Origin of the sequence: Alcaligenes sp. (assembly GCF_050255915.1) — a bacterium.
GTDB lineage: Bacteria > Pseudomonadota > Gammaproteobacteria > Burkholderiales > Burkholderiaceae_B > Alcaligenes > Alcaligenes aquatilis.
Genome location: NZ_JBFWIQ010000013.1, coordinates 107,955 through 126,433, shown reverse-complemented (window position 1 = coordinate 126,433; position 18,479 = coordinate 107,955). Strand labels below are relative to the sequence as shown.

19 protein-coding genes are annotated in these 18,479 nt (G+C 55.3%); 9 read left to right on the top strand and 10 right to left on the bottom strand.

Annotation, left to right across the window (positions count from 1 at the left end):
- The 3 genes from AB7E06_RS15860 to AB7E06_RS15850 form a co-directional block, all read left to right on the top strand.
- A partial coding sequence (locus AB7E06_RS15860) for an MFS transporter (RefSeq protein WP_427957561.1) occupies positions 1 to 876 on the top strand: 876 nt, incomplete at its 5' end.
- A 10-nt stretch (positions 877 to 886) separates the two neighbouring features.
- Complete coding sequence (locus AB7E06_RS15855) at positions 887 to 2,113, top strand: aminotransferase class V-fold PLP-dependent enzyme (protein WP_427957559.1); 1,227 nt, start codon at positions 887 to 889, stop codon at positions 2,111 to 2,113.
- Positions 2,114 to 2,128: 15 nt separating this feature from the next.
- Positions 2,129 to 2,320: a hypothetical protein gene (locus tag AB7E06_RS15850; protein WP_321268785.1), complete on the top strand. Its 192-nt coding sequence runs from the start codon at positions 2,129 to 2,131 to the stop codon at positions 2,318 to 2,320.
- Positions 2,321 to 2,455: 135 nt separating this feature from the next.
- On the opposite strand, the gene AB7E06_RS15845 is transcribed toward AB7E06_RS15850, so the two are convergent.
- From AB7E06_RS15845 to AB7E06_RS15810, 8 genes are all read right to left on the bottom strand, one after another.
- The gene (locus tag AB7E06_RS15845; RefSeq protein WP_395029644.1) at positions 2,456 to 2,863 is read right to left on the bottom strand and encodes a YgiW/YdeI family stress tolerance OB fold protein; all 408 of its coding nucleotides are present in this window, start codon (positions 2,861 to 2,863) and stop codon (positions 2,456 to 2,458) included.
- Positions 2,864 to 2,959: 96 nt separating this feature from the next.
- The gene (locus AB7E06_RS15840) at positions 2,960 to 4,351 is read right to left on the bottom strand and encodes an ATP-binding protein (protein ID WP_427957557.1); all 1,392 of its coding nucleotides are present in this window, start codon (positions 4,349 to 4,351) and stop codon (positions 2,960 to 2,962) included.
- Positions 4,348 to 5,016 (bottom strand): response regulator transcription factor, encoded by a 669-nt coding sequence (locus tag AB7E06_RS15835; protein WP_094197695.1) that lies wholly within the window; start codon positions 5,014 to 5,016, stop codon positions 4,348 to 4,350. The genes AB7E06_RS15840 and AB7E06_RS15835 overlap by 4 nt, the downstream gene beginning before the upstream one ends.
- Positions 5,017 to 5,162: 146 nt before the next feature.
- Positions 5,163 to 5,897, bottom strand: coding sequence for an arsenical resistance protein ArsH (arsH, locus tag AB7E06_RS15830; protein WP_166727081.1), 735 nt, complete (start codon positions 5,895 to 5,897; stop codon positions 5,163 to 5,165).
- Positions 5,866 to 6,297: an arsenate reductase (glutaredoxin) gene (arsC, locus tag AB7E06_RS15825; protein ID WP_094197694.1), complete on the bottom strand. Its 432-nt coding sequence runs from the start codon at positions 6,295 to 6,297 to the stop codon at positions 5,866 to 5,868. The genes arsH and arsC overlap by 32 nt, the downstream gene beginning before the upstream one ends.
- A gap of 24 nt (positions 6,298 to 6,321) precedes the next feature.
- A complete protein-coding gene (locus AB7E06_RS15820; RefSeq protein ID WP_125277704.1) occupies positions 6,322 to 7,611 on the bottom strand; it encodes an arsenic transporter in 1,290 nt (429 codons plus the stop codon).
- A 91-nt stretch (positions 7,612 to 7,702) separates the two neighbouring features.
- Positions 7,703 to 8,026: an ArsR/SmtB family transcription factor gene (locus AB7E06_RS15815; RefSeq protein ID WP_094198429.1), complete on the bottom strand. Its 324-nt coding sequence runs from the start codon at positions 8,024 to 8,026 to the stop codon at positions 7,703 to 7,705.
- A gap of 154 nt (positions 8,027 to 8,180) precedes the next feature.
- Positions 8,181 to 9,038 carry a LysR substrate-binding domain-containing protein gene (locus tag AB7E06_RS15810; protein ID WP_094197692.1) on the bottom strand — a complete coding sequence of 286 codons (858 nt, stop codon included), beginning with the start codon at positions 9,036 to 9,038 and terminating at the stop codon, positions 8,181 to 8,183.
- A 362-nt stretch (positions 9,039 to 9,400) separates the two neighbouring features.
- On the opposite strand from AB7E06_RS15810, the gene AB7E06_RS15805 reads away from it, so the two are divergent.
- On the top strand, positions 9,401 to 10,018 hold the full coding sequence (locus AB7E06_RS15805; protein WP_094197691.1) for a LysE family translocator: 618 nt from the start codon (positions 9,401 to 9,403) through the stop codon (positions 10,016 to 10,018).
- A 299-nt stretch (positions 10,019 to 10,317) separates the two neighbouring features.
- Positions 10,318 to 11,622: a hypothetical protein gene (locus AB7E06_RS15800; protein WP_427957553.1), complete on the top strand. Its 1,305-nt coding sequence runs from the start codon at positions 10,318 to 10,320 to the stop codon at positions 11,620 to 11,622.
- A 405-nt stretch (positions 11,623 to 12,027) separates the two neighbouring features.
- On the opposite strand, the gene AB7E06_RS15795 is transcribed toward AB7E06_RS15800, so the two are convergent.
- Both AB7E06_RS15795 and AB7E06_RS15790 read right to left on the bottom strand, forming a co-directional pair.
- Positions 12,028 to 13,674, bottom strand: coding sequence for a long-chain-fatty-acid--CoA ligase (locus AB7E06_RS15795; protein WP_094197688.1), 1,647 nt, complete (start codon positions 13,672 to 13,674; stop codon positions 12,028 to 12,030).
- Positions 13,675 to 13,814: 140 nt separating this feature from the next.
- A complete protein-coding gene (locus tag AB7E06_RS15790; protein ID WP_321353088.1) occupies positions 13,815 to 14,699 on the bottom strand; it encodes a LysR substrate-binding domain-containing protein in 885 nt (294 codons plus the stop codon).
- Between the two features lie 113 nt (positions 14,700 to 14,812).
- Here AB7E06_RS15790 and phnD point away from each other — a divergent pair, with 113 nt between their 5' ends.
- The 4 genes from phnD to psrA are packed head-to-tail and all read left to right on the top strand — an operon-like array spanning position 14,813 to position 18,476.
- The gene (gene phnD / locus AB7E06_RS15785; protein ID WP_427957551.1) at positions 14,813 to 15,703 is read left to right on the top strand and encodes a phosphonate ABC transporter substrate-binding protein; all 891 of its coding nucleotides are present in this window, start codon (positions 14,813 to 14,815) and stop codon (positions 15,701 to 15,703) included.
- The gene (gene phnC / locus AB7E06_RS15780; protein ID WP_427957549.1) at positions 15,700 to 16,521 is read left to right on the top strand and encodes a phosphonate ABC transporter ATP-binding protein; all 822 of its coding nucleotides are present in this window, start codon (positions 15,700 to 15,702) and stop codon (positions 16,519 to 16,521) included. Before phnD ends, phnC begins: the two co-directional genes overlap by 4 nt.
- Before the next feature lie 26 nt (positions 16,522 to 16,547).
- On the top strand, positions 16,548 to 17,339 hold the full coding sequence (gene phnE, locus AB7E06_RS15775) for a phosphonate ABC transporter, permease protein PhnE (protein WP_395013916.1): 792 nt from the start codon (positions 16,548 to 16,550) through the stop codon (positions 17,337 to 17,339).
- A gap of 24 nt (positions 17,340 to 17,363) precedes the next feature.
- Positions 17,364 to 18,476: an iron-containing alcohol dehydrogenase PsrA gene (gene psrA / locus AB7E06_RS15770; RefSeq protein ID WP_094197683.1), complete on the top strand. Its 1,113-nt coding sequence runs from the start codon at positions 17,364 to 17,366 to the stop codon at positions 18,474 to 18,476.
- Positions 18,477 to 18,479: the final 3 nt, after the last annotated feature.

Here is an 18,479-nt window from a genome sequence, read left to right as displayed (position 1 = left end):
GCGGCGATGACGTTTGTGCCCATGGGGATATTGGTTGATCGATTGTTCGACCAGAGACATAAAAGTTTTGCTTATGCCTTGATCACCAATGGCACGGCCATTGGATTCATTGTTCTTTCCCCATTCTGGTTGTGGTTGCAAGCCCATTTCGACTGGCAGCAGGTATTTTCTGTGGTCGGTCTGCTGTTTCTGGGGCCTTTGGCGGTGCTGTTCTGGTTAGGTGCGCGTGTGCCCTTGCCTGCGAAAGAGCCTGCTGGAAATGCCCCCGAGAAGCGCGTTGGCACCTGGCCTGTCGTGTTGCGTGACCCTGGCTTTTATGTCCTTGCCTTTGGTTTCTTCGGATGTGGAGCGTCGATGGCCTTCATTGACGTGCATCTGGTGCCTTTATGGCGGGACGCCGGGGTCAGCCGCTCCAGCATGGGGATGAGCCTGAGCCTGTTTGGCGTGTTGGAAATGATTAGCGGTTTGGCCGCTGGCTGGTTGGCAGTGCGTTTTGCCCAGCACCGACTACTGGCGGCTTTCTACGTACTACGTTGTCTGGCCATGACTTTGCTATTGGCTCCCTCCGGAATAGTGACGACCTACGTGTTTGCCGCCGTATTTGGGGCCAGTTATCTCGGAACTGTCATATTGACGTCCGCGATCTGTCTGGGTCGCTATGGAGGCGCCGTCAAGGGGCAGGTATTTGGCATGCTTTTTCTGGTTCACCAGATAGGCGCTTTTGGATCCGCTCAATTAGGTGCTTATGGCTATGACCGTCTGGGCAGTTATCAGGCGACGGTGATGGTCCTGGCAATGCTCACTGCGATCGCTGGTGTTTCTTCACTCTTTCTATCGTCTGTTGTGTTTCGACGGACTCAATCTGAATTCAGCTGAGATATCTATCATGTTCAATGACCAACGTGCTACCCAAATGCTCAGGATTGGACAGGATGCCGATTTTTCCGACAGCTTTTGTGAGCCGCTTGCGCTGACGTCTGCCTATTCTTTCAGCTCAGCGAGGGAGGCGGCCGCTCGTTTTGGAGGGACGGAACCGGGCAATGTCTATAGTCGATTTACCAATCCGACAGTCAACACGTTCGAGCAGCGGGTTGCCTTCCTGGAGGAGGCCGAAGCGGCGGTGGCGTTTGCATCCGGCATGGCAGCACTGTCAGCGGTGGTGATGGCGTTTGCAGCGAGTGGTTGCAATATTGTCTGCGCACGTGATGTGTTTGGCACGACCCTGATCATGCTGCGCCAGCATTTTGCTCGCTATGGCATTGAAGTGCGTGTCGTCGGCATGCTGGATTACGATGCTTGGGAAAAGGCGATCGACAGTGATACATGCCTGGTTATTGTGGAAACCCCAGCGAATCCGATGCAGCATGTCGCCGATATTGCCCGGCTGTCGCGCATGGCTCATGACCATGGGGCATTGCTGCTGGTAGACAGCACCATGCTGACCCCTATTTTGCAGCGGCCATTGCGGCAAGGTGCAGATCTGGTATTGCATTCTGCCGGTAAATATATGGATGGTCACGGTCGGTGCATTGCCGGTGTGGTGTGTGGGGTCGATGCATTGATGCAGCCGCTGCGGGCGGTGTTGCGTTCGCAGGGAGCGTGCTTGAGTCCGATGAATGCATGGTTACTGCTCAAGAGCCTGGAGACGCTTGAGTTGCGTATGCAGCGCATCAGTGCCAACACACTGTCGATGGCGCGCTGGCTGGATAAGCATCCGAATGTAGCTGCGGTGTTCTACTCGGGCCTGGAGTCGCACCCCTGCCATGAAATTGCCTGCGCGCAGCAGGCCGGTTTTGGTGGGGTAGTCAGCTTTGAAGTGGGTATGAGCCAAAAAGAGGCTTGGGCTTGTATGGATGCTTTGCAGTTAATTTCAATCGCGACCAATATTGGAGACACACGCAGCATGGTCACGCATCCAGCATCGACGACGCATGGGCGTTGGTCGCCAGAGGATCGTATGAGCTGCGGCATTGGGGATAATCTGCTGCGCTTGTCCGTGGGTTTGGAGTCGCTTGCCGATTTGCAGCAGGATATTGATGTGGCACTCAAGACTGCTCTTGACCAGAAGAGTCGGAGCCTGCAGGGATGCTCCTTGCTTGAGACGCTGGAATGAGGGGGGCAGATGTTTTTGACACTGTTATTTTCAGCCGTACTGACTTTCCATGTGCTGGTGCTGTCACAGGGTGGGCGGCGCCGAAAGCAATGGTTTTGGTATGTTTTTATTGGCTTGTTCGCTTTGTTGCTCAGCTTGCAGATTGACTTCGCCGTTCTGAGCGACCGCCGGATTGACGGTCTCGCCTTTGGTGGTTTATGCGGTTGATGGCTTTTGGCAAGTGCTTGAAAGGCGGATAGGTCATTATCACGGTGACGGTTGACTGGGATCCTGTTACCGGATAAGCCAATTGGTTTGAGCTCATCCGGCACCAGTTTCATTGCGACACCTGACTAGGCAAGCTTAAGGCAGCAGACTCAGGCGGTCGACTTCAAACTCCGTCTTGCGCAGGCCTTTGTCGAATTCCCCAGTCAGTTCCACTTTTTGCTCAGCACTGATGGTCTGGCCAGCCGGGAAGTCTTCGTTGTCGATCTCCACGGTTATACGGCCGGTGGCATCTTCAAAAAGGTAGCGTTCATCGCCTTCAAACGAGACCAGACGACCTTGTAAACGTGCGATTTGGTCGTCGCGGCCGGTCTCCAGCAACTGCTTGACGGTCATTAGTGGCACATTGTTGGGGCCGGAGTAAGAGCCAGCAGCGCTGCTCGCCTGAGGTGCATTGTTTGGGCCGGTGTAGCTGGCGGGTTGTGCGATAGCAGCGCTGGCGCTCAGGGCAAGGACGGCGGCGAGGGTAGGTAAAGTGAATCGCATGATTGGGTTTCCTGTATCGGGTTATCGGGTCAATGTTCCGCCGATTGCGGAATAGTGTTAGTAGAACTCCTGAACCTGAAGGCAATCTTAAGACTCTTAACGGGGTGGAAAATCCAGTATGACACTCAGGCCCTGGCCGTCCAGCCCTTCTTCAAAGGATAGTTTGGCATCGTGCAAGGCCGCGATGCGGGCCACGATAGACAAGCCCAGGCCGTTGCCGGCTTGGCCGGTGCCCAGTACGCGAAAAAACCGTTCTCCCAGTCTGGCCCGTTGTTCGAGGGGAACACCAGGCCCCTTGTCCCGGACCGCAAGGCGTACACCGCCATCGTGTCTGCGTGTCGTTTCGATTCGTACCCGGACGCCTGCGCCGCCGTAGCGAATGGCATTGCCAATCAGGTTGCGTAAGGCGCTGCTTAACAATACCGGCGCAGCCTGCAAGCTTGTCACGGCCAAGGCTCTTTCCATGTTCACTGACACCGAGGGCAGGGATGGGCTAAGGTTGTCCAGGATTTGATTCAGGTCTACGGTTTCACGTTTCAGAGGTTCTGCCTGTGGTTCCAGTCTTGTCAGGGCGAGCAGACTTTCTACCAGGGCGGTGCAGCGATCCAGATCAGCGCGTAATTGCTGTAGATGGGCATCAGGTAGTTGCAGTTCGCGTTCAATTAATTGAACGCGCATGCGCAGCCCAGCCAAAGGGGTACGCAGTTCGTGGGCGGCATCGGCGGTAAAGCGCCGCTCACTTTCCAGTGCTGTGGATAGACGTGCCATCAAGGTGTTGAGGGCATCGAGCATGGCCTGCAGTTCACGGGGCGGATGGCCACCCTGCACGGGCGTGAGGTCATCGGGGGATTTGGCGTTGATGCGTTTGACGGTATCTTCCAAAGGACGCATCAGGCGTCGGATCAGGAACCAGCTTGACAGGCCCAGCAGCGCCAGCAGTCCCAACACGGGCCAGGCTAGATTTTCTGCCATATCCTCCAGCAGTTCCAGACGTTCTTCCATAGGTTGGGCGACCTGGGCGGTCACGCCTGCCGACCCAGGGCGCACGTAAACCCGCCAGAGTTCATCATCGACCCGGACGGTGGTGGTTTGCTTGCTGTGTGCCTGCGGTAAAAAAGCCGTTTCAGGTGTGTCGTCGCCGCGCAGCAGCACACGGCCATCTGCCGCGACCAACTGGTAGTACATGCGCAGTTTGAGCGCCTCGTCACGGTTCAGGCCTGTGCCCGTTGTATTGGATCCGGGTGAAGTCTCCTGCGGGTCCAACATCAAGACCAGACGGGCACCTTCCTCCAGTGCGTCATCAAGAACATCACCGGTAGCGTGCCAGGCGACACTGACCACAATGGAAAGGCTGACCAGCCACAGGCCAATACTGGTTCCCATTACGGTCAGCAGCAGACGACGCCGTAGGGACCAGCCTTGCGGGCGTGATGCCGAAGCATTAGGGCTGGAGCGGGTACGCGTCAGTTTACGGAGCAGATGTTTCATGCGGGGGCCAGCACATAGCCTTGATTGCGTACAGTGACAATGAAGTCACTGCCCAGTTTTTTGCGCAGATTGTAAATATGGACTTCGATCGCGTTGCTCTCCACTTCCTCGCTCCAGCCATAGAGGGCTTCTTCAAGCTGAGCGCGGCTCAAAATATGGGTGGGGTGGTGCATCAAGGCCTGCAGAACAGCAAATTCGCGTGCGGTTACAGCCACAGGCTGATCGTTCAATGTGACACGCTTGGCTGTCGGGTCAATAGCGACGGGACCGTGACGCCATTCGGAGCTGGCCTGTGCCGCGCTGCGACGCAAGGCCGCGCGTACTCGTGCGGATAGCTCTTCCAGGTCAAACGGCTTGACCAGATAGTCGTCTGCCCCCAGATCCAGGCCCTGCACTCGGTCTGCCAAGGTATCGCGGGCGGTGATCACAATGACGGGAACGTGGGCATGAGGGCTACCGGCTCCTCGCAAGCTACGCAAAACGGCATCGCCGTCCAGGCCGGGCAGGCCCCGATCCAGCAGGATGCATTGATAGGTATGGGTTGCCAAGGCCGTGGCAACTTGATCGCCGCGTTGTAACCAGTCCACAGCATAGCCGTCCATATGTAGCCAGGACTGCAAGGAACTGCCCAGCGAGGAATCGTCTTCGATTAAGAGAATACGCATATGCACAGCCTGGCAGGGAAAGATGAAGGGAATCTGATGCTAGTGTGAGGCATGGCGCAAAGCAGCCGCAAGCGCAGAAGGGCTTGTACGGCTGCTTTGTATTGTAAAAGCAGGCAGACTCTGTGTTTCCCGCCCTGATCAGGCTGCTAGATGTTGCGCTGTTGCACCCGCGCTGACAGTTCCTGTGCCGTCTCCTTGCGTTCGCTGTATCTATCGACCAGATAATCCGCACAGTCGCGTGTCAGCAAGGTGAATTTGATCAGTTCTTCCATGACATCGACCACCCTATCGTAGTAGGGGGAGGGTTTCATGCGGCTTTGGTCGTCAAACTCCAGAAAGGCTTTGGCAACGGAGGACTGGTTGGGAATGGTGATCAGGCGCATCCAGCGGCCCAGGACGCGCATCTGGTTCAAGGCGTTAAAGGACTGGGACCCGCCAGAGACTTGCATGAGCGCCAGTGTTTTGCCTTGCGTTGGGCGTACGGAGCCGATGCTTAACGGAATCCAGTCAATTTGTGCTTTCAGGACACTGCTCATGGCACCGTGTCGCTCGGGCGAAGTCCAGACCATGCCCTCGGCCCACTGTACACATTGACGCAGTTCCTGCACTTTGGGGTGCTCATCTGTTGCGCCATCGGGCAAAGGCAACTGGTGTGGGTCAAAGATCTTGGTTTCGGCACCCATTGCGTTCAGCAGTCGCGCCGCCTCTTGCGTCAACAATCGGCTATAGGAGCGTTCCCTCAAAGAGCCGTACAAAAGCAGAATTCGAGGTGCATGCGTAGCCCGCCTTGGAGGCGGCAACTCTGACAGTGTCGGGCTCGTAAAAGCGTGCTCGTCCAGATTGGCTAAGTCAGGCTGGCTCAATTCTTTGTCCTTTTTCATCAATGACGGCTTGGCCGTCCTCTTTCCGGAATGCGCCTTGCTGCGGCTGGGGCAGTATTTCAAGCACCTGTTCCGAAGGGCGGCACAAGCGTGTGCCCAGCGGTGTGACCACAATGGGACGGTTGATCAGAATGGGGTGCAGCAACATGAAATCAATCAGTTGTTCATCACTCCATTTGGGGTCGCCCAGTTGCAGCTCCTCATAAGGTGTTCCTTTTTGGCGCAGGACTTCGCGCACGCTCAGGCCGCAGTCTGTTATCAGCCTGATCAGTGTGGCGCGGTCTGGTGGTGTTTGCAGGTACTCGATGATGGTGGGCTCTTGACCACTATTGCGGATCAGGCCCAGGGTATTGCGCGAGGTGCCGCAGGCGGGGTTGTGATAGATGGTGATGTTGCTCATGGCCTTGTGCTCGATGTCAGGGGGTTAGTGGGCGATACCTAGCCGTAGGGCCAAGGCCGCCAGAGTGATCAGCAAGACGGGTGTGGTCAGGATGGCTCCTACCTTGAAGTAGTAGCCCCAGCTGATTTTTGTGCCTTTCTGGGCCAGCACGTGCAGCCAGAGCAAGGTGGCCAGACTGCCTATGGGTGTGAATTTGGGCCCCAGGTCACTGCCGATGACATTGGCGTAGATCATGGCTTCTTTGACGGCGCCCTGGGCGCTGGAAGCATCAATTGACAGGGCCGTGACCAGGACCGTGGGCATATTGTTCATGACCGAGGACAACAGGGCAGACAGGACGCCTGTGCCCATGGCGGCTCCCCACACGCCAGCCTGGGCGAACTCATCGAGCAGCAGGGCCAGATGGTTGGTCAGCCCGGCATTACGTAGGCCATACACCACCAGATACATGCCCAGCGAGAACACGACGATTTGCCAGGGCGCACCGCGCAGCACTTTCCTTGTGCTGATGACTGTGCCACGAGCGGCAACCGTCAGCACAATGATGGCTCCGGCAGCGGCAACGACACTGACGGGAATCCCCAAGGGCTCCAGTGCGAAAAAACCTGTCAGCAGTAAAGCCAGCACGATCCAGCCTGCCTTGAAGGTCGCCATGTCCGTAATGGCTTGTGCGGGTGGTTTCAACTGCTCAAGGCGATATTGGGCAGGAATGTCACGTCGGAAATACAAGATCAAGACGAGCAGGCTGGCCAGCACGGACACGATATTGACGGGCACCATGATGGCGGCGTAGTCCGTGAAGCCCAGTTTGAAATAGTCGGCCGAGACAATGTTGACCAGGTTGGAGACGACCAGTGGCAAGCTGGCCGTGTCGGCAATAAACCCTGCCGCCATGACAAAGGCCAAGGTCGCGGCGGGCGAGAAGCCCAAGGCCAGTAACATGGCCATGACAATAGGCGTCAGAATCAGGGCAGCGCCATCGTTGGCAAACAGGGCAGACACGGCAGCGCCCAGAATCACGATAAATGCAAAAAGCCTGCGTCCACTGCCTGCCCCCCAACGGGCAACGTGCAGTGCGGCCCATTCAAAGAAACCGGCTTCATCCAGCACCAGGCTGATGATAATGATTGCTATAAAAGTAGCGGTTGCATTCCAGACGATACCCCACACCACAGCCAGATCGCTCCACTGCACCACACCTGAAAGTAGGGCCGCGGCCGCGCCCAGAGAGGCGCTCCAGCCTATGCCCAAGCCTTTGGGCTGCCAGATGACCAAGATCAGGGTGGCAAGGAAAATCAGGACAGATGTGAGCATGGCAAATTTTGTCGTCAGGGGCAGGCGGTCAGGCCTTGGGTATTAGGCCAACAAGCGGTTGGTTGATTTGAATCGGTGTTAGTTGGCTTTTTTAGGGGCGTTGGCACAAGTTGGGCGCTGTAAGGCAGTTTTCACCCTGACAGCAGTTCTCAGTCAGGTAGGCCAGTAGATCGTTCATGGCGGGAAAGGTGGCGCTGTAGAGCAGGTTGCGGCCTTGGCGCTCGCTATGAATCAAGCCGGCATTACTGAGTTCTTTCAAATGAAAGGACAGGGCATTGGGAGCGATGCTTAACTGTTCGGCCAAGGTGCCGGGTGTCAGCCCGGACGCACCGGCTACAACCAGTGCGCGAAATACCCGCAGGCGGGCTTCGTGGGCCAAGGCGGCCAGGGAGCGGATAACGTGAGATTCTTCCATGGGCATATAATACAATAATTCAACAATTATTGAATAGTTTATTTGTGTACTGGTGGTTTTTTCAGACTATTTGTCTACGCGGATGGCAAAGGCAACGCCATGATTGTGTTTTGGAAGGGCACCGTAAGGTGTCTGGTGCTGTCTGTGAGTAGGGCTATGTCGCCATCTGCTCGCTCAACCAGTCAGCAAAGACTTCTGCACGTGGGTTTTGATCCAGAGCCTGCGGGGAGAGCAGATAGTACGCCGAGCCGTCGGGGATAAAACCCTGCGGGGCGATAAGCTGGCCGCTTTGCAATTCGTCCTCCACCATCAGATGCGACACGATCGCCATGCCTTGCCCGGACAAGGCCGCCTGAATACACAAATAAAAATGTTCCAGTTCCAGCTTGTTGGCAGCGCGTATGGGCTGGCCACTAAGTCGCGCCCAAGTGGCCCAGGCCTGGGGTCGAGAACTGCTCTGTATCAGCACCTGTTTGGCCGTGTCCTGCGTGTGGGGGTATTGCGCTTGGCAGACAGGCCCTATTCGCTCCTCGCATAACTTCAGGCCGCAGACCGAGTCCGCCCAATGAAAGTCGTCGCGGCGTATGGCCAGATCCACCCCCATTTGCGCGAAGTTCACCGGCCCTCCGGCTGTAATCAGATGCACGGTGATATTGGGGTGCAAGGCCTGGAAACCCCCCAGACGTGGAATCAGCCACTTCATGGCAATAGTGGGCTCGCAGGAGACGGCCAAAGCATGTTCGCGCTGGCTTTGTTGCAGTTGGTGAACAACATCTTCCAGGCGTTCAAACATAGGGGCGGTGACATGCAAGAGCTGGCGACCTGCAGGCGTCAGAAATACGGCCCGATTGCGCCTTTCAAACAGCTCGACTCCCAGCGATTCTTCCAGTGCACGAATTTGTCGGCTGACAGCGCCGTGCGTGACATGGAGTACTTGCGCTGCCTGCACAAAACTGCCTGCCTGAGCCGCCGTATCAAAGTAGCGAAAAGCCGTGAGGTTGGGAATTTGCATAGTCGATGAAAACTCACAGAAATGATGCAGTAATTATCGTTTTTAAATTAGCACAGGATTATCAATAATGACATCCTGTGATGGCGAGATTGGGACGAAATAAATAATTTTTTGGCTAATGAATTTTCTGGGTTTGACGAAATATTCGTTGTTGGAGCAGGAATAAAAAATAACTTGAAAGTTAGATGTAGCCATAAATTATCTGAAAATATTCTCTGTTTCTGAGAGAAATCTGTTTTTCGACAGTGAGGTCCTGTGGGCAGAGATTTTTCCATTAGTAGGAGTGTAGGACTGATACTGCATTCTGGCTGTATGAACAGTCGTTCATAACGCCGATTTCATCAAACTTAGGCTTGTTAAATATGCATGAACTGTTGGCGGTTGCCACCATTACTATCCTGGCTGTGATCAGCCCAGGCCCAGACTTTGCCATGGTCACTCGTAATGGCTATTCCTTTGGTCGCAAGACTGGTCTGATTTCAGCCTTGGGCATTGCGGCCGGCGTGCAAGTGCACGTGGTTTACACGGTGTTGGGGGTAGCGATTCTGATTACTCAATCTCCCACTCTGTTTTGGATGATGAAGGTGGTGGGGGCGGCGTACTTGATGTACCTGGGCTATCAGTCTTTCAGTAACCGCGCTGTGCCTGATACCGATGGTCAAGCAGTTTGTGTGCCCACCGCCTGGCAGGCGTTTGGTATGGGTTTTTTAACCAATGCCTTGAATCCTAAAACCATGTTGTTTGTGGTGGCGACTTTTACTCAGTTGGTACAGCCGAATGCACCATTCTGGCTGAATTTTGCCTATGGTTTCTGGATGTCCTTTGCTCATTGGGTCTGGTTCAGCGTGGTGGCTCTGGTGTTTTCAGATAAACGCTTGCGGGCCGCCATGCTGGCTCGGCAAAGATGGCTGGACAAGGGAATTGGTGCAGCCTTGCTGGGTCTGGGTGCATCACTGCTATTTGCCAATTCTGTCTCCTAGGGGCGGCTTTCTTGATGGCGTTGAGTTGGATAGCCAAGCGGTGTGAATAGCCTGATTGTTCAGGTTTTAATAAGTTGTTGTTAATTGTTTTTTGAAATTATGGTTGGGTTTTTTTGTTATTGTGGTGATCTTTTTTGTATGGCAATTAATATTGAAAATTTAAATAGATAGAAAATAATATAAATAAAGTTTAAAAAAGAATATCTGTTATTTTTTGTTATTTATGGATGAGTGTGTCGGTATTATCGACAAGTTGCAGTATCAGGCTTTGCACACGACTTGTAGATAGGGAGACACGAATGACTTGTCATCATATAAACGCAAAAACAGTAGCGGGTTACGGTCTGATTTTATTGGCTGCCTTGCAGGGCCATGCTGTGGCCCAAAGCCCGGAACCCAGGCTGGATACCAGCCAGCTTTATGCCGACGTACATTTCCATGCATCCAACTATGCCATGCAGGGGATTCCTTTAAAGGAATATGCAGAAAGGTATATGGGCGGCAATTTGCAGCAGATTGTGCGCTCGACCATCATGCCTATTCCTTTGCAGCAGCGTTGGGATGGGTTTGAGCTCTATCAGGCTCAGGGCCCTGGCAATCAGATGTACGGGCCCAATTACTATATTGGCCCTAAGGCCGACCTGTATTACTACTCCTTTGTCGATGCCATGTTTGCCCGCGAGTACGAGCGGCTGCCACCCCAGTATCAGGAAAAACTGGATGTCATGATCACGGCGTTCAATCCAATGGACGTCTATGCCTCGCAACATATCAAGCGTGCGGTGCTTAGTTTTCCAGGCGTGTTTGCCGGGGTGGGCGAATTCACCATTCACAAGGAGCTGGTGTCCAGCAAACTAGCCGGTGAAACGGTAGAGCAAGCCAAGGCACCCTCCGTGCCCTTGCCTCCGGACGCGGGTGATGGCAGCAAGGTGTCGCTCTATTCCGAATCCCTGGAGTATCTCTTCAAAACGATCGAGGAAATTGGCCTGGTCGCGATTTTGCACAACGATATGTACCGGGTAGAGGTCAATTATCAGGGTGAGCTGGAGCATACCTATCCCGACCAGGACTATGTGGAGGGTTTGAAACATGTGTGCGGACATGCACCCAAGGCCAGAGTGGTATGGGCGCATACTGGATTGGGGCGTTTTGTGAAGCCGACTCAGGATCACATTACGCGCGTAAAGAAAGTGTTGGATGCTTGCCCAAGCTGGTCTACCGATATTTCCTGGGATCTGGTGCAGGACTATATGCTTCACCCCGAACCCGGAATGCCCAGCCGCCAGGATTGGCTGAATTTCTTCAAGGAATACCAAAACCGGATTCTGTGGGGCTCGGATGTGGTGATTTTCACGCGTAACCGCTTTGAATCGACCCCTCCCACGTCTGTGACGCCGGGTGGCTTGATGTCGCCAGAGCAGTATCACGCGGATCTGTCCAAGATGCGGGACTTCCTGGGAGAACTGCCTGTGGAAGTCGGTAACAAGATTCGCTATGAAAACTATCTGGGCCTGTTCAACCGTGCCAAGTTCTCTGTAAGGGCGTGGGAGCGTGAGAATGCGGACCTGAATATCTGGGACATTCCTACTCCTGTTCATCCTTGAAAAGACCCTGCTGTTGAGGCTGGTCATCAGCAGCTTGCGTGCAGCGGGTAATTTGCAGGAAAGACGTGGGTTAGCAGTAGCAAGCGCAGCAGTCTGAGTCTTCCATTTGCACAAAAATGAATTATGTTCAGGCTGCTGCTAAAGCGGTGTTCTTCACAAAAGCCTTGCTATTTTAGTGCTAAGTGCCTTGAAACTGAGCGACCATAGCCATAGCCAGAACCCAAGTCTATGTCTCTGATCCTGGCAAAAGCCAAGGTAAAGGTACAAGCAAAAAAACTGCCCCCCGAAAGTTGGATAACTATCCACACCTTCGGAGGGCAGTTTGCTATCGCACTTCAAGGCCGCCTAGATTGGCTCCTTGATTGTGCTGTCTGACGCTGGGTTTGATGCCTGCCTAGGCGTCGCTTAAACCACCTTGTTTTGCGTAGCCAGTTTGTCCAGATCTTCTTGAATCAGCTTGCGAATAGCGGTTTTCAAGAGTTTGCCGGTTGCCGTGTGGGGCAGTTCATCTACCACGATCAGCTCGTCAGGAATGCTCCATTTGGAGACTTGTTCTGTAAACAGATCAATCATGTCCTGCTTGGTGAAGGTGGCATCGTCTTGCAATTGCACCACCAGAACCGGGCGCTCGCCCCAGCGCTCATCAGGCTTGGCCACCACGGCGGCTTCCTTGATTGCCGGGTGAGCCTGAGCAATGTTTTCCAGCTCGATCGAGCTGATCCATTCACCACCGGATTTCACCACGTCTTTCGTGCGGTCCACGATCTGGATAAATCCGTCTTTATCGATGGTGACCACATCGCCTGTATTGAACCAGCCATCTTTTGTGTGGGCGGAACTGTCCTGATTGTTGAAGTAAGCGCTGGCAATCCAGGGGCCGCGCACCATCATGGCACCAAACATTTTGCCGTCGCGCGCAATGGGCTGGCCATCGTCGCCATCTACCCGGAACTCGACGCCAAAGAGCGGACGCCCTTGTTTGGCCAGCAGTTTGAGTTTTTCGTTCTCAGGCAAGGATTCGTGCTGGGGCAGCAAGGCGGCGGCCAGACCGACGGGGCTGGTTTCAGTCATGCCCCAGGCGTGGCGCACTTTTACGCCCAGCTTCTGGAAGCGGGTAATCATGACGGGTGGTGCAGATGAACCGCCAATGACCAGACGTTGCAGGCTGCTGAAGGTTTTGCCATTGGCCTGCATCCAGTCCAGCAGGCCTAGCCAGACGGTAGGTACACCGGCCGTCATGGTGACGCCTTCATTTTCAAACAAGGTGTGCAGGCTGGCGCCGTCCAGTTTTGGACCGGGCAAGACCAGTTTGGCGCCAACCATCAAGGCAGCGTAAGGCAGGCCCCAGGCGTTGACGTGGAACATGGGCACAATCGGGGTAATGGTATCGGAGGCCGACAGGCACAGGGCATCGGGCATGCTCAAGGCAAAGGCATGCAAGATGGTGGAGCGATGGCTGTAGAGCACGCCTTTGGGGTTGCCCGTGGTGCCGGAGGTGTAGCACAGGCCCGATGCCGTGTTCTCGTCAAACACCGGCCAGTCGAATTCGTCTGGTTCGTTGGCAATCAGAGTTTCGTAGCAGGTCAGATTGGGTAGCAATTCTGACTTGGGCATGTGCTCTTCGTCCGTCATGATGACCACGGCTTTGAGCTTGGATAAGGGCTCGGCCAGAGCCTCCAAAATCGGCAGGAAGCTCAGGTCAGCAAACAGGACGCTGTCGCCAGCGTGTTCAATGATGTAGCCGATTTGATCCTGAAACAGACGCGGGTTGATGGTATGACATACCAGCCCGGAGCCTGAGACGCCGTAATACAGCTCCAGGTGACGATAGCCGTTCCAGGCCAGGGTGCCTACGCGGTCTCCTTGCTGCAAGCCCATTTTCTGAAGCGCATTGGCCAGTTTTTGGCTGCGCTTGGACAGGTCTGCATAGGTGTAGCGGTGGATATGGCCTTCTACCGTTTGTGAGACAACTTCGCGGTCTGCGTGGTAGTTGGCCGCATGACGCAGTATGGATGACACTAACAGCGGGGTATTCATCATCATGCCAAGCATGGTTTTCGTCCTCCCTGGGGGTCAATCAAACAAAACTGACGGGCCTTCAGACGGTGAGTCTACGCGCAGAAAATGGACGAAACACATCGCTGACTGTCATGGCCTTCTTATGCACAGTAGCCGAAAGCTCACAAATACGTCTATGTCGGCGTTTGTATTTGCTTGCGTAATCCCAAAGCCTCAGTGAAAAATTGTGTGATCATTCGGCTCTCCCGGCGTTCGGTCAGGCAATACAAATACGTGTCGGTGCGCACGGGATCGCCTTGAATACGAACCGCTTTGAAACGATGGTCCGGGATGAACTCTGCCTCGGACACCGTACCTACGCCCAGCCCTCGGGCAACGGCTTCACGCAGGGCTTCCCGGCTGCCAATTTCCATGACCGCGCGGGGCCGTATATTTTCCTTTTCCAGTGCCGCTTCCAGGGAGGCACGGGTGGTGGAGCCCGACTCCCGCTGCAGCAAAGGAGCATCCTGCAAGGCAGATAAAGGCACACTGCCGTATCGGGCCAAAGGGTGCGACAAGGGGGCGAACAGAATGACAGCATGGCTGGCGTAGTGTTCGGTGTGAAAGGCCGGGTCCTCGCTGGCTCCGGCCAGCACGGCAATGTCGGTGGCGTAGTCGGCCAGATCGGCCAGCACCTGTGCCGAGTTTCCCATATGAATAGAGATGTCCACGCCGGGAAACAGTCGGTGATAGGCCTCCACCATTTCAATGACATGAAAAGGGCCGACTGCGCCAATACGCAGTCGGCCTACATGTAGTTTCCCACTGTCATGCAGCAGGTTGAAGGCATCGACCTCCAGCGCGCCCAGTTGTTGCGCGACCGGCAGCAGCGCCATCCCCACCTGGGTCAGTTGGACACCTCTGCCCCGGCGATGAAACAACTCCACATCATGTTGCTGCTCCAGCCCCTGTACTTGCTTGGTCACGGTGGGTTGGGCCAATCCCAGGGCGCGGGCCCCGGCGCTGAAACTGCCATGTCGGGCAACAGCTAGAAAGGCACGTAGGCGTGCGGCAGACATATAGACTCCATCTATAGATAACTGATGTTTTGAATCTTAAATCCATAATATGAAGGCAATGTGATCTTTCTACTATGTCGGTATTCCTCCCAGCAACCTTCAGGACGACTGCCATGAACAAGAACGTATTTCAGACAGCCCGCCGCTCTTTTATCGCGGCAAGTGCCGCCACCATTGTCTTTTCGGTGTTTGGAACTGCCGCCCAGGCCGCCCAGGACACCTTGACGATTGGTCTTATTCCTGCCGAAGACTCGCAGGCCATGATCGAATCGAGCAAGCAGGTGATTGAACAACTGGAGCGCGAGTCTGGCATGAAGGTCGAGCCTTTTGTGGCTACGGACTACAACGGCATTATCGAAGCCCTGCGTGCCAAGAAGCTGGACGTGGCTTATCTGGGTCCGTTTTCCTACGTGCTGGCCAACTCGGTGGCGGATGTAGAAGCCTTCGCAGTCGCTGTTACCAAGAAAACAGGTAAAAGCGCCTACAAGAGCTTGATTGTGGTGCGTGCCGATAGCGGGATTGACACGGTGGATCAGTTGAAAGATCGCACCTTCGCCTTTGTAGACCCTAGCTCGACGTCCGGCCATCTGTTCCCTAAAGCCGGTCTGGAAAACGATGGTTACAAGCCTGAAGAGCTGTTCTCCCGTGTGGTGTTCTCCGGTTCGCACGATGCCAGCTTGCTGGCGGTAGCCAACAAGAAAGTGGATGCTGCTGCTGTGGCCGACCGCATTTACGCCAGCGCGATTTCCAAAGGCCAATTGGCTCAGAATGATTTGAAAGTGGTGTGGTCTTCCAACGATATTCCCGAGTCGCCCATGGTCTGGCGCAAGGATCTGGACCCCAGTGTGAAAGAGAAAGTGGCCAAGGCTTTGGCCAACATCAAAGATGTACCTTGGGGCGATCAGGGCATGTTGAATGGTTTTCAGGCGACTGACGATGCTGCTTACAACGTAGTGCGTGATACCGCCAAGGTGCTGAACCTGGATCTGCGGAGCATGAAATGATCCGTTTGCGTGGCCTGAACAAAAGCTATGGCTCCAATGATGTCCTGTGCGGTGTGGACATGGATGCACAAGCCGGTGAGTTTCTGGTTGTGCTGGGTCAGTCCGGAGCGGGCAAGTCCACCTTGCTGCGCTGCATGAACCGGCTGGCGCAGGCCGATACAGGAGAGATGTCGGTGGCTGGTATTGATGCCATGTCGGCTCAGGATACTCGGGCCTTGCGTCGCCAGGTTGCCATGATTTTCCAGCATCACGATGTGGTGCCTCGTTTGTCAGTGCTGCGCAATGTATTGACCGGGCGTTTGGGGGCGGTTCCCGTGTGGAGCTCGATCCTGCAACTGTTCAGCCGTGCTGATATTGCCTTGGCCAAAGAGTGTCTGGAACGGGTGGGACTGGCGCATAAAGCCCAGGCCCGCACGGATTCCTTGTCGGGTGGCCAGCGTCAGCGTGTGGGCATTGCCCGTGCCCTGGCGCAGCGTCCCCGCATCATTCTGGCTGATGAACCGGTTGCCAGCCTGGACCCTAAAACAGCCCGTCTGGTGATGCGTTATTTGCACGACGCCAGTCGGGAACTGGGTATTACCGTGGTGTGCAACCTGCATCAGGTCGATTACGCCCGTGAGTTTGCCGACCGTATTGTGGGCCTGGCCCATGGTCAGGTGGTTTATAACGGCGCTCCTGATCTGATGACGGAAGATGATCTGACCCGTATCTATCCTGGCCCGGAGCCAGGGCAGGGCGGTGCGCACTCCCAAGAGGTCAATGAGGCCGCGGCCTCCTTCCTGAACGAACCACTGACCATTGCGACCAAGGGAGCCTGATCATGGAACATAAATATTCCTGGGTCATGTCCACGCCTACGAGTGTTAAAAGCTGGGTCACTACGGCTGTGTTGGTCGCGGCGATTGTCGTGGGGCTGCAATGGAGTGCGCAAGGCGCACAGTTAAGCGCCGCCGAGTTTGCGGCTGGCCTGCCGCAGATTGCTGACTTTTTAAGCCGCACCTTCCCGCCCGACTGGAGCATTTTGGGCAGTCTGGTCCCGCCTGCTATCGAGACGATTCAGATCGCGATTTGGGGCACGGTACTAGGTGTGCTGGGAGCCGTTCCGGTGTCGTTTCTGGCGGCCCGTAACTTGAATGTCAACCGTTATCTGTACAGTTTTACCCGTCAAAGCCTGAACGTGATACGCAGTATCAACGAACTTATCCTGGCTTTGGTGTTTGTGGCTGCGGTGGGGCTTGGGCCTTTCCCGGGTGTGCTGGCTCTGGCTGTGCACGGTGTGGGGATGCTGGGCAAGTTTTTTGCGGAAAGCATAGAAGAGATTGACCAAGGTCCGCTGGATGCCTTGCGCGCTACTGGTGCCCGTCCCTTGCAAGTGATTGTGTTCGGGGTGTTGCCTCAGGTGATTACGGCCTGGATTGCGGTGATTCTGTATCGTTTTGAGGTCAATCTGCGTTCGGCCACCGTGCTGGGCATGGTGGGGGCCGGTGGTTTGGGCTTTGAGCTGGTCAGCAGCCTGAAACTGTTCAAGTATCAGGAAACCGCAACCTGCATCGTGGTCATTACGGTGATGGTAGTAGTGGCTGACCTGATTTCCAATCGCCTGCGCGAGGCTATTCGCAACAACGGCCGCGATTGATCGCCGTTTTTATTCGAGATTCTTATGTGGCATTTTTTCAATCCCGTTCAGATTGATGCTGGCAATGGTGCGTTCGAGCGTTTGCCTGAACGCTTGGGCGGCCGCCGGGCCATTCTGATTGCCTTTCCGCAGGCTCGGGAGCTGGGGCAGTGCGAGCGCCTGCAAGCCTTGTTGGGTGAGCAACTGGTTGCGATTGAAACCGATATTCAACCGAATCCGGATGTGTCCTGGTTGGCGCCGTTGTACGAGCGTCTGTGGCGTGACTACCCTGAGGCTGAGTGCATTATCGCCTTGGGAGGCGGCAGTGTGATTGATTGCGCCAAAGCCATGTTGACCAGCACCCCTTCGGGAACGTTTGCCGAACTGCTCGACTGCTTGTCGGGCAACACCAGCCTGAGCCAGCCTCCAGGGCGGGTGCGCAGCCTGATTGCCGTGCCCACCACGGCAGGAACCGGGAGCGAAGTGACCCCCTGGGCAACCATTTGGGATAAGGGGCAGGGGCGCAAGTACTCCCTGCACCTGCCCTGGACCTGGCCTCAGGCCGCGATTATTGATCCGGCCTTGATGTGCAGCCTGCCCGCTGGCGCTACTTTGGCCAGTGGTCTGGATGCCTTGTCGCATGCGCTGGAGTCCTTATGGAACGTGAATCGCAATCCCGTGTCGGCCAGCCTGGCGGTATCGGCAGCACGACAAGTGATCAGCAGTTTGCCTTTGTTGATGCAGGATCTGTCCAACCTGGAGCTGCGTGCTCAATTGGCTGTGGCAGCAGCGATGGCGGGCCTGGCTTTTTCCAATACCAAGACAGCTCTGGCGCACTCCCTGTCCTATGACCTGACTCTGGAGCAAGGCTTGCCACACGGCATTGCATGCTCCTTTAGCTTGCCGCACGTCATGCAGATGGCCTTGGGCCAGGATGAACAGCTGGATCAGTTTTTATTGTCGATTTTTGACGCTCGCAACGGACCACAAGCCGTCTCGGCCTTGAGTGGTTTTTTGCAAAGTCTGGGGGTCAGCATTGATCCGGCCAGCTACGGGGTATCGCCCGAACAGTGGCAACAGCGCATTGCCCAGGCACTGCAAGGACCACGCGGACGTAATTTTATTGGTGCACATGCTCTGGATGCGGTGCAGGTATAAATC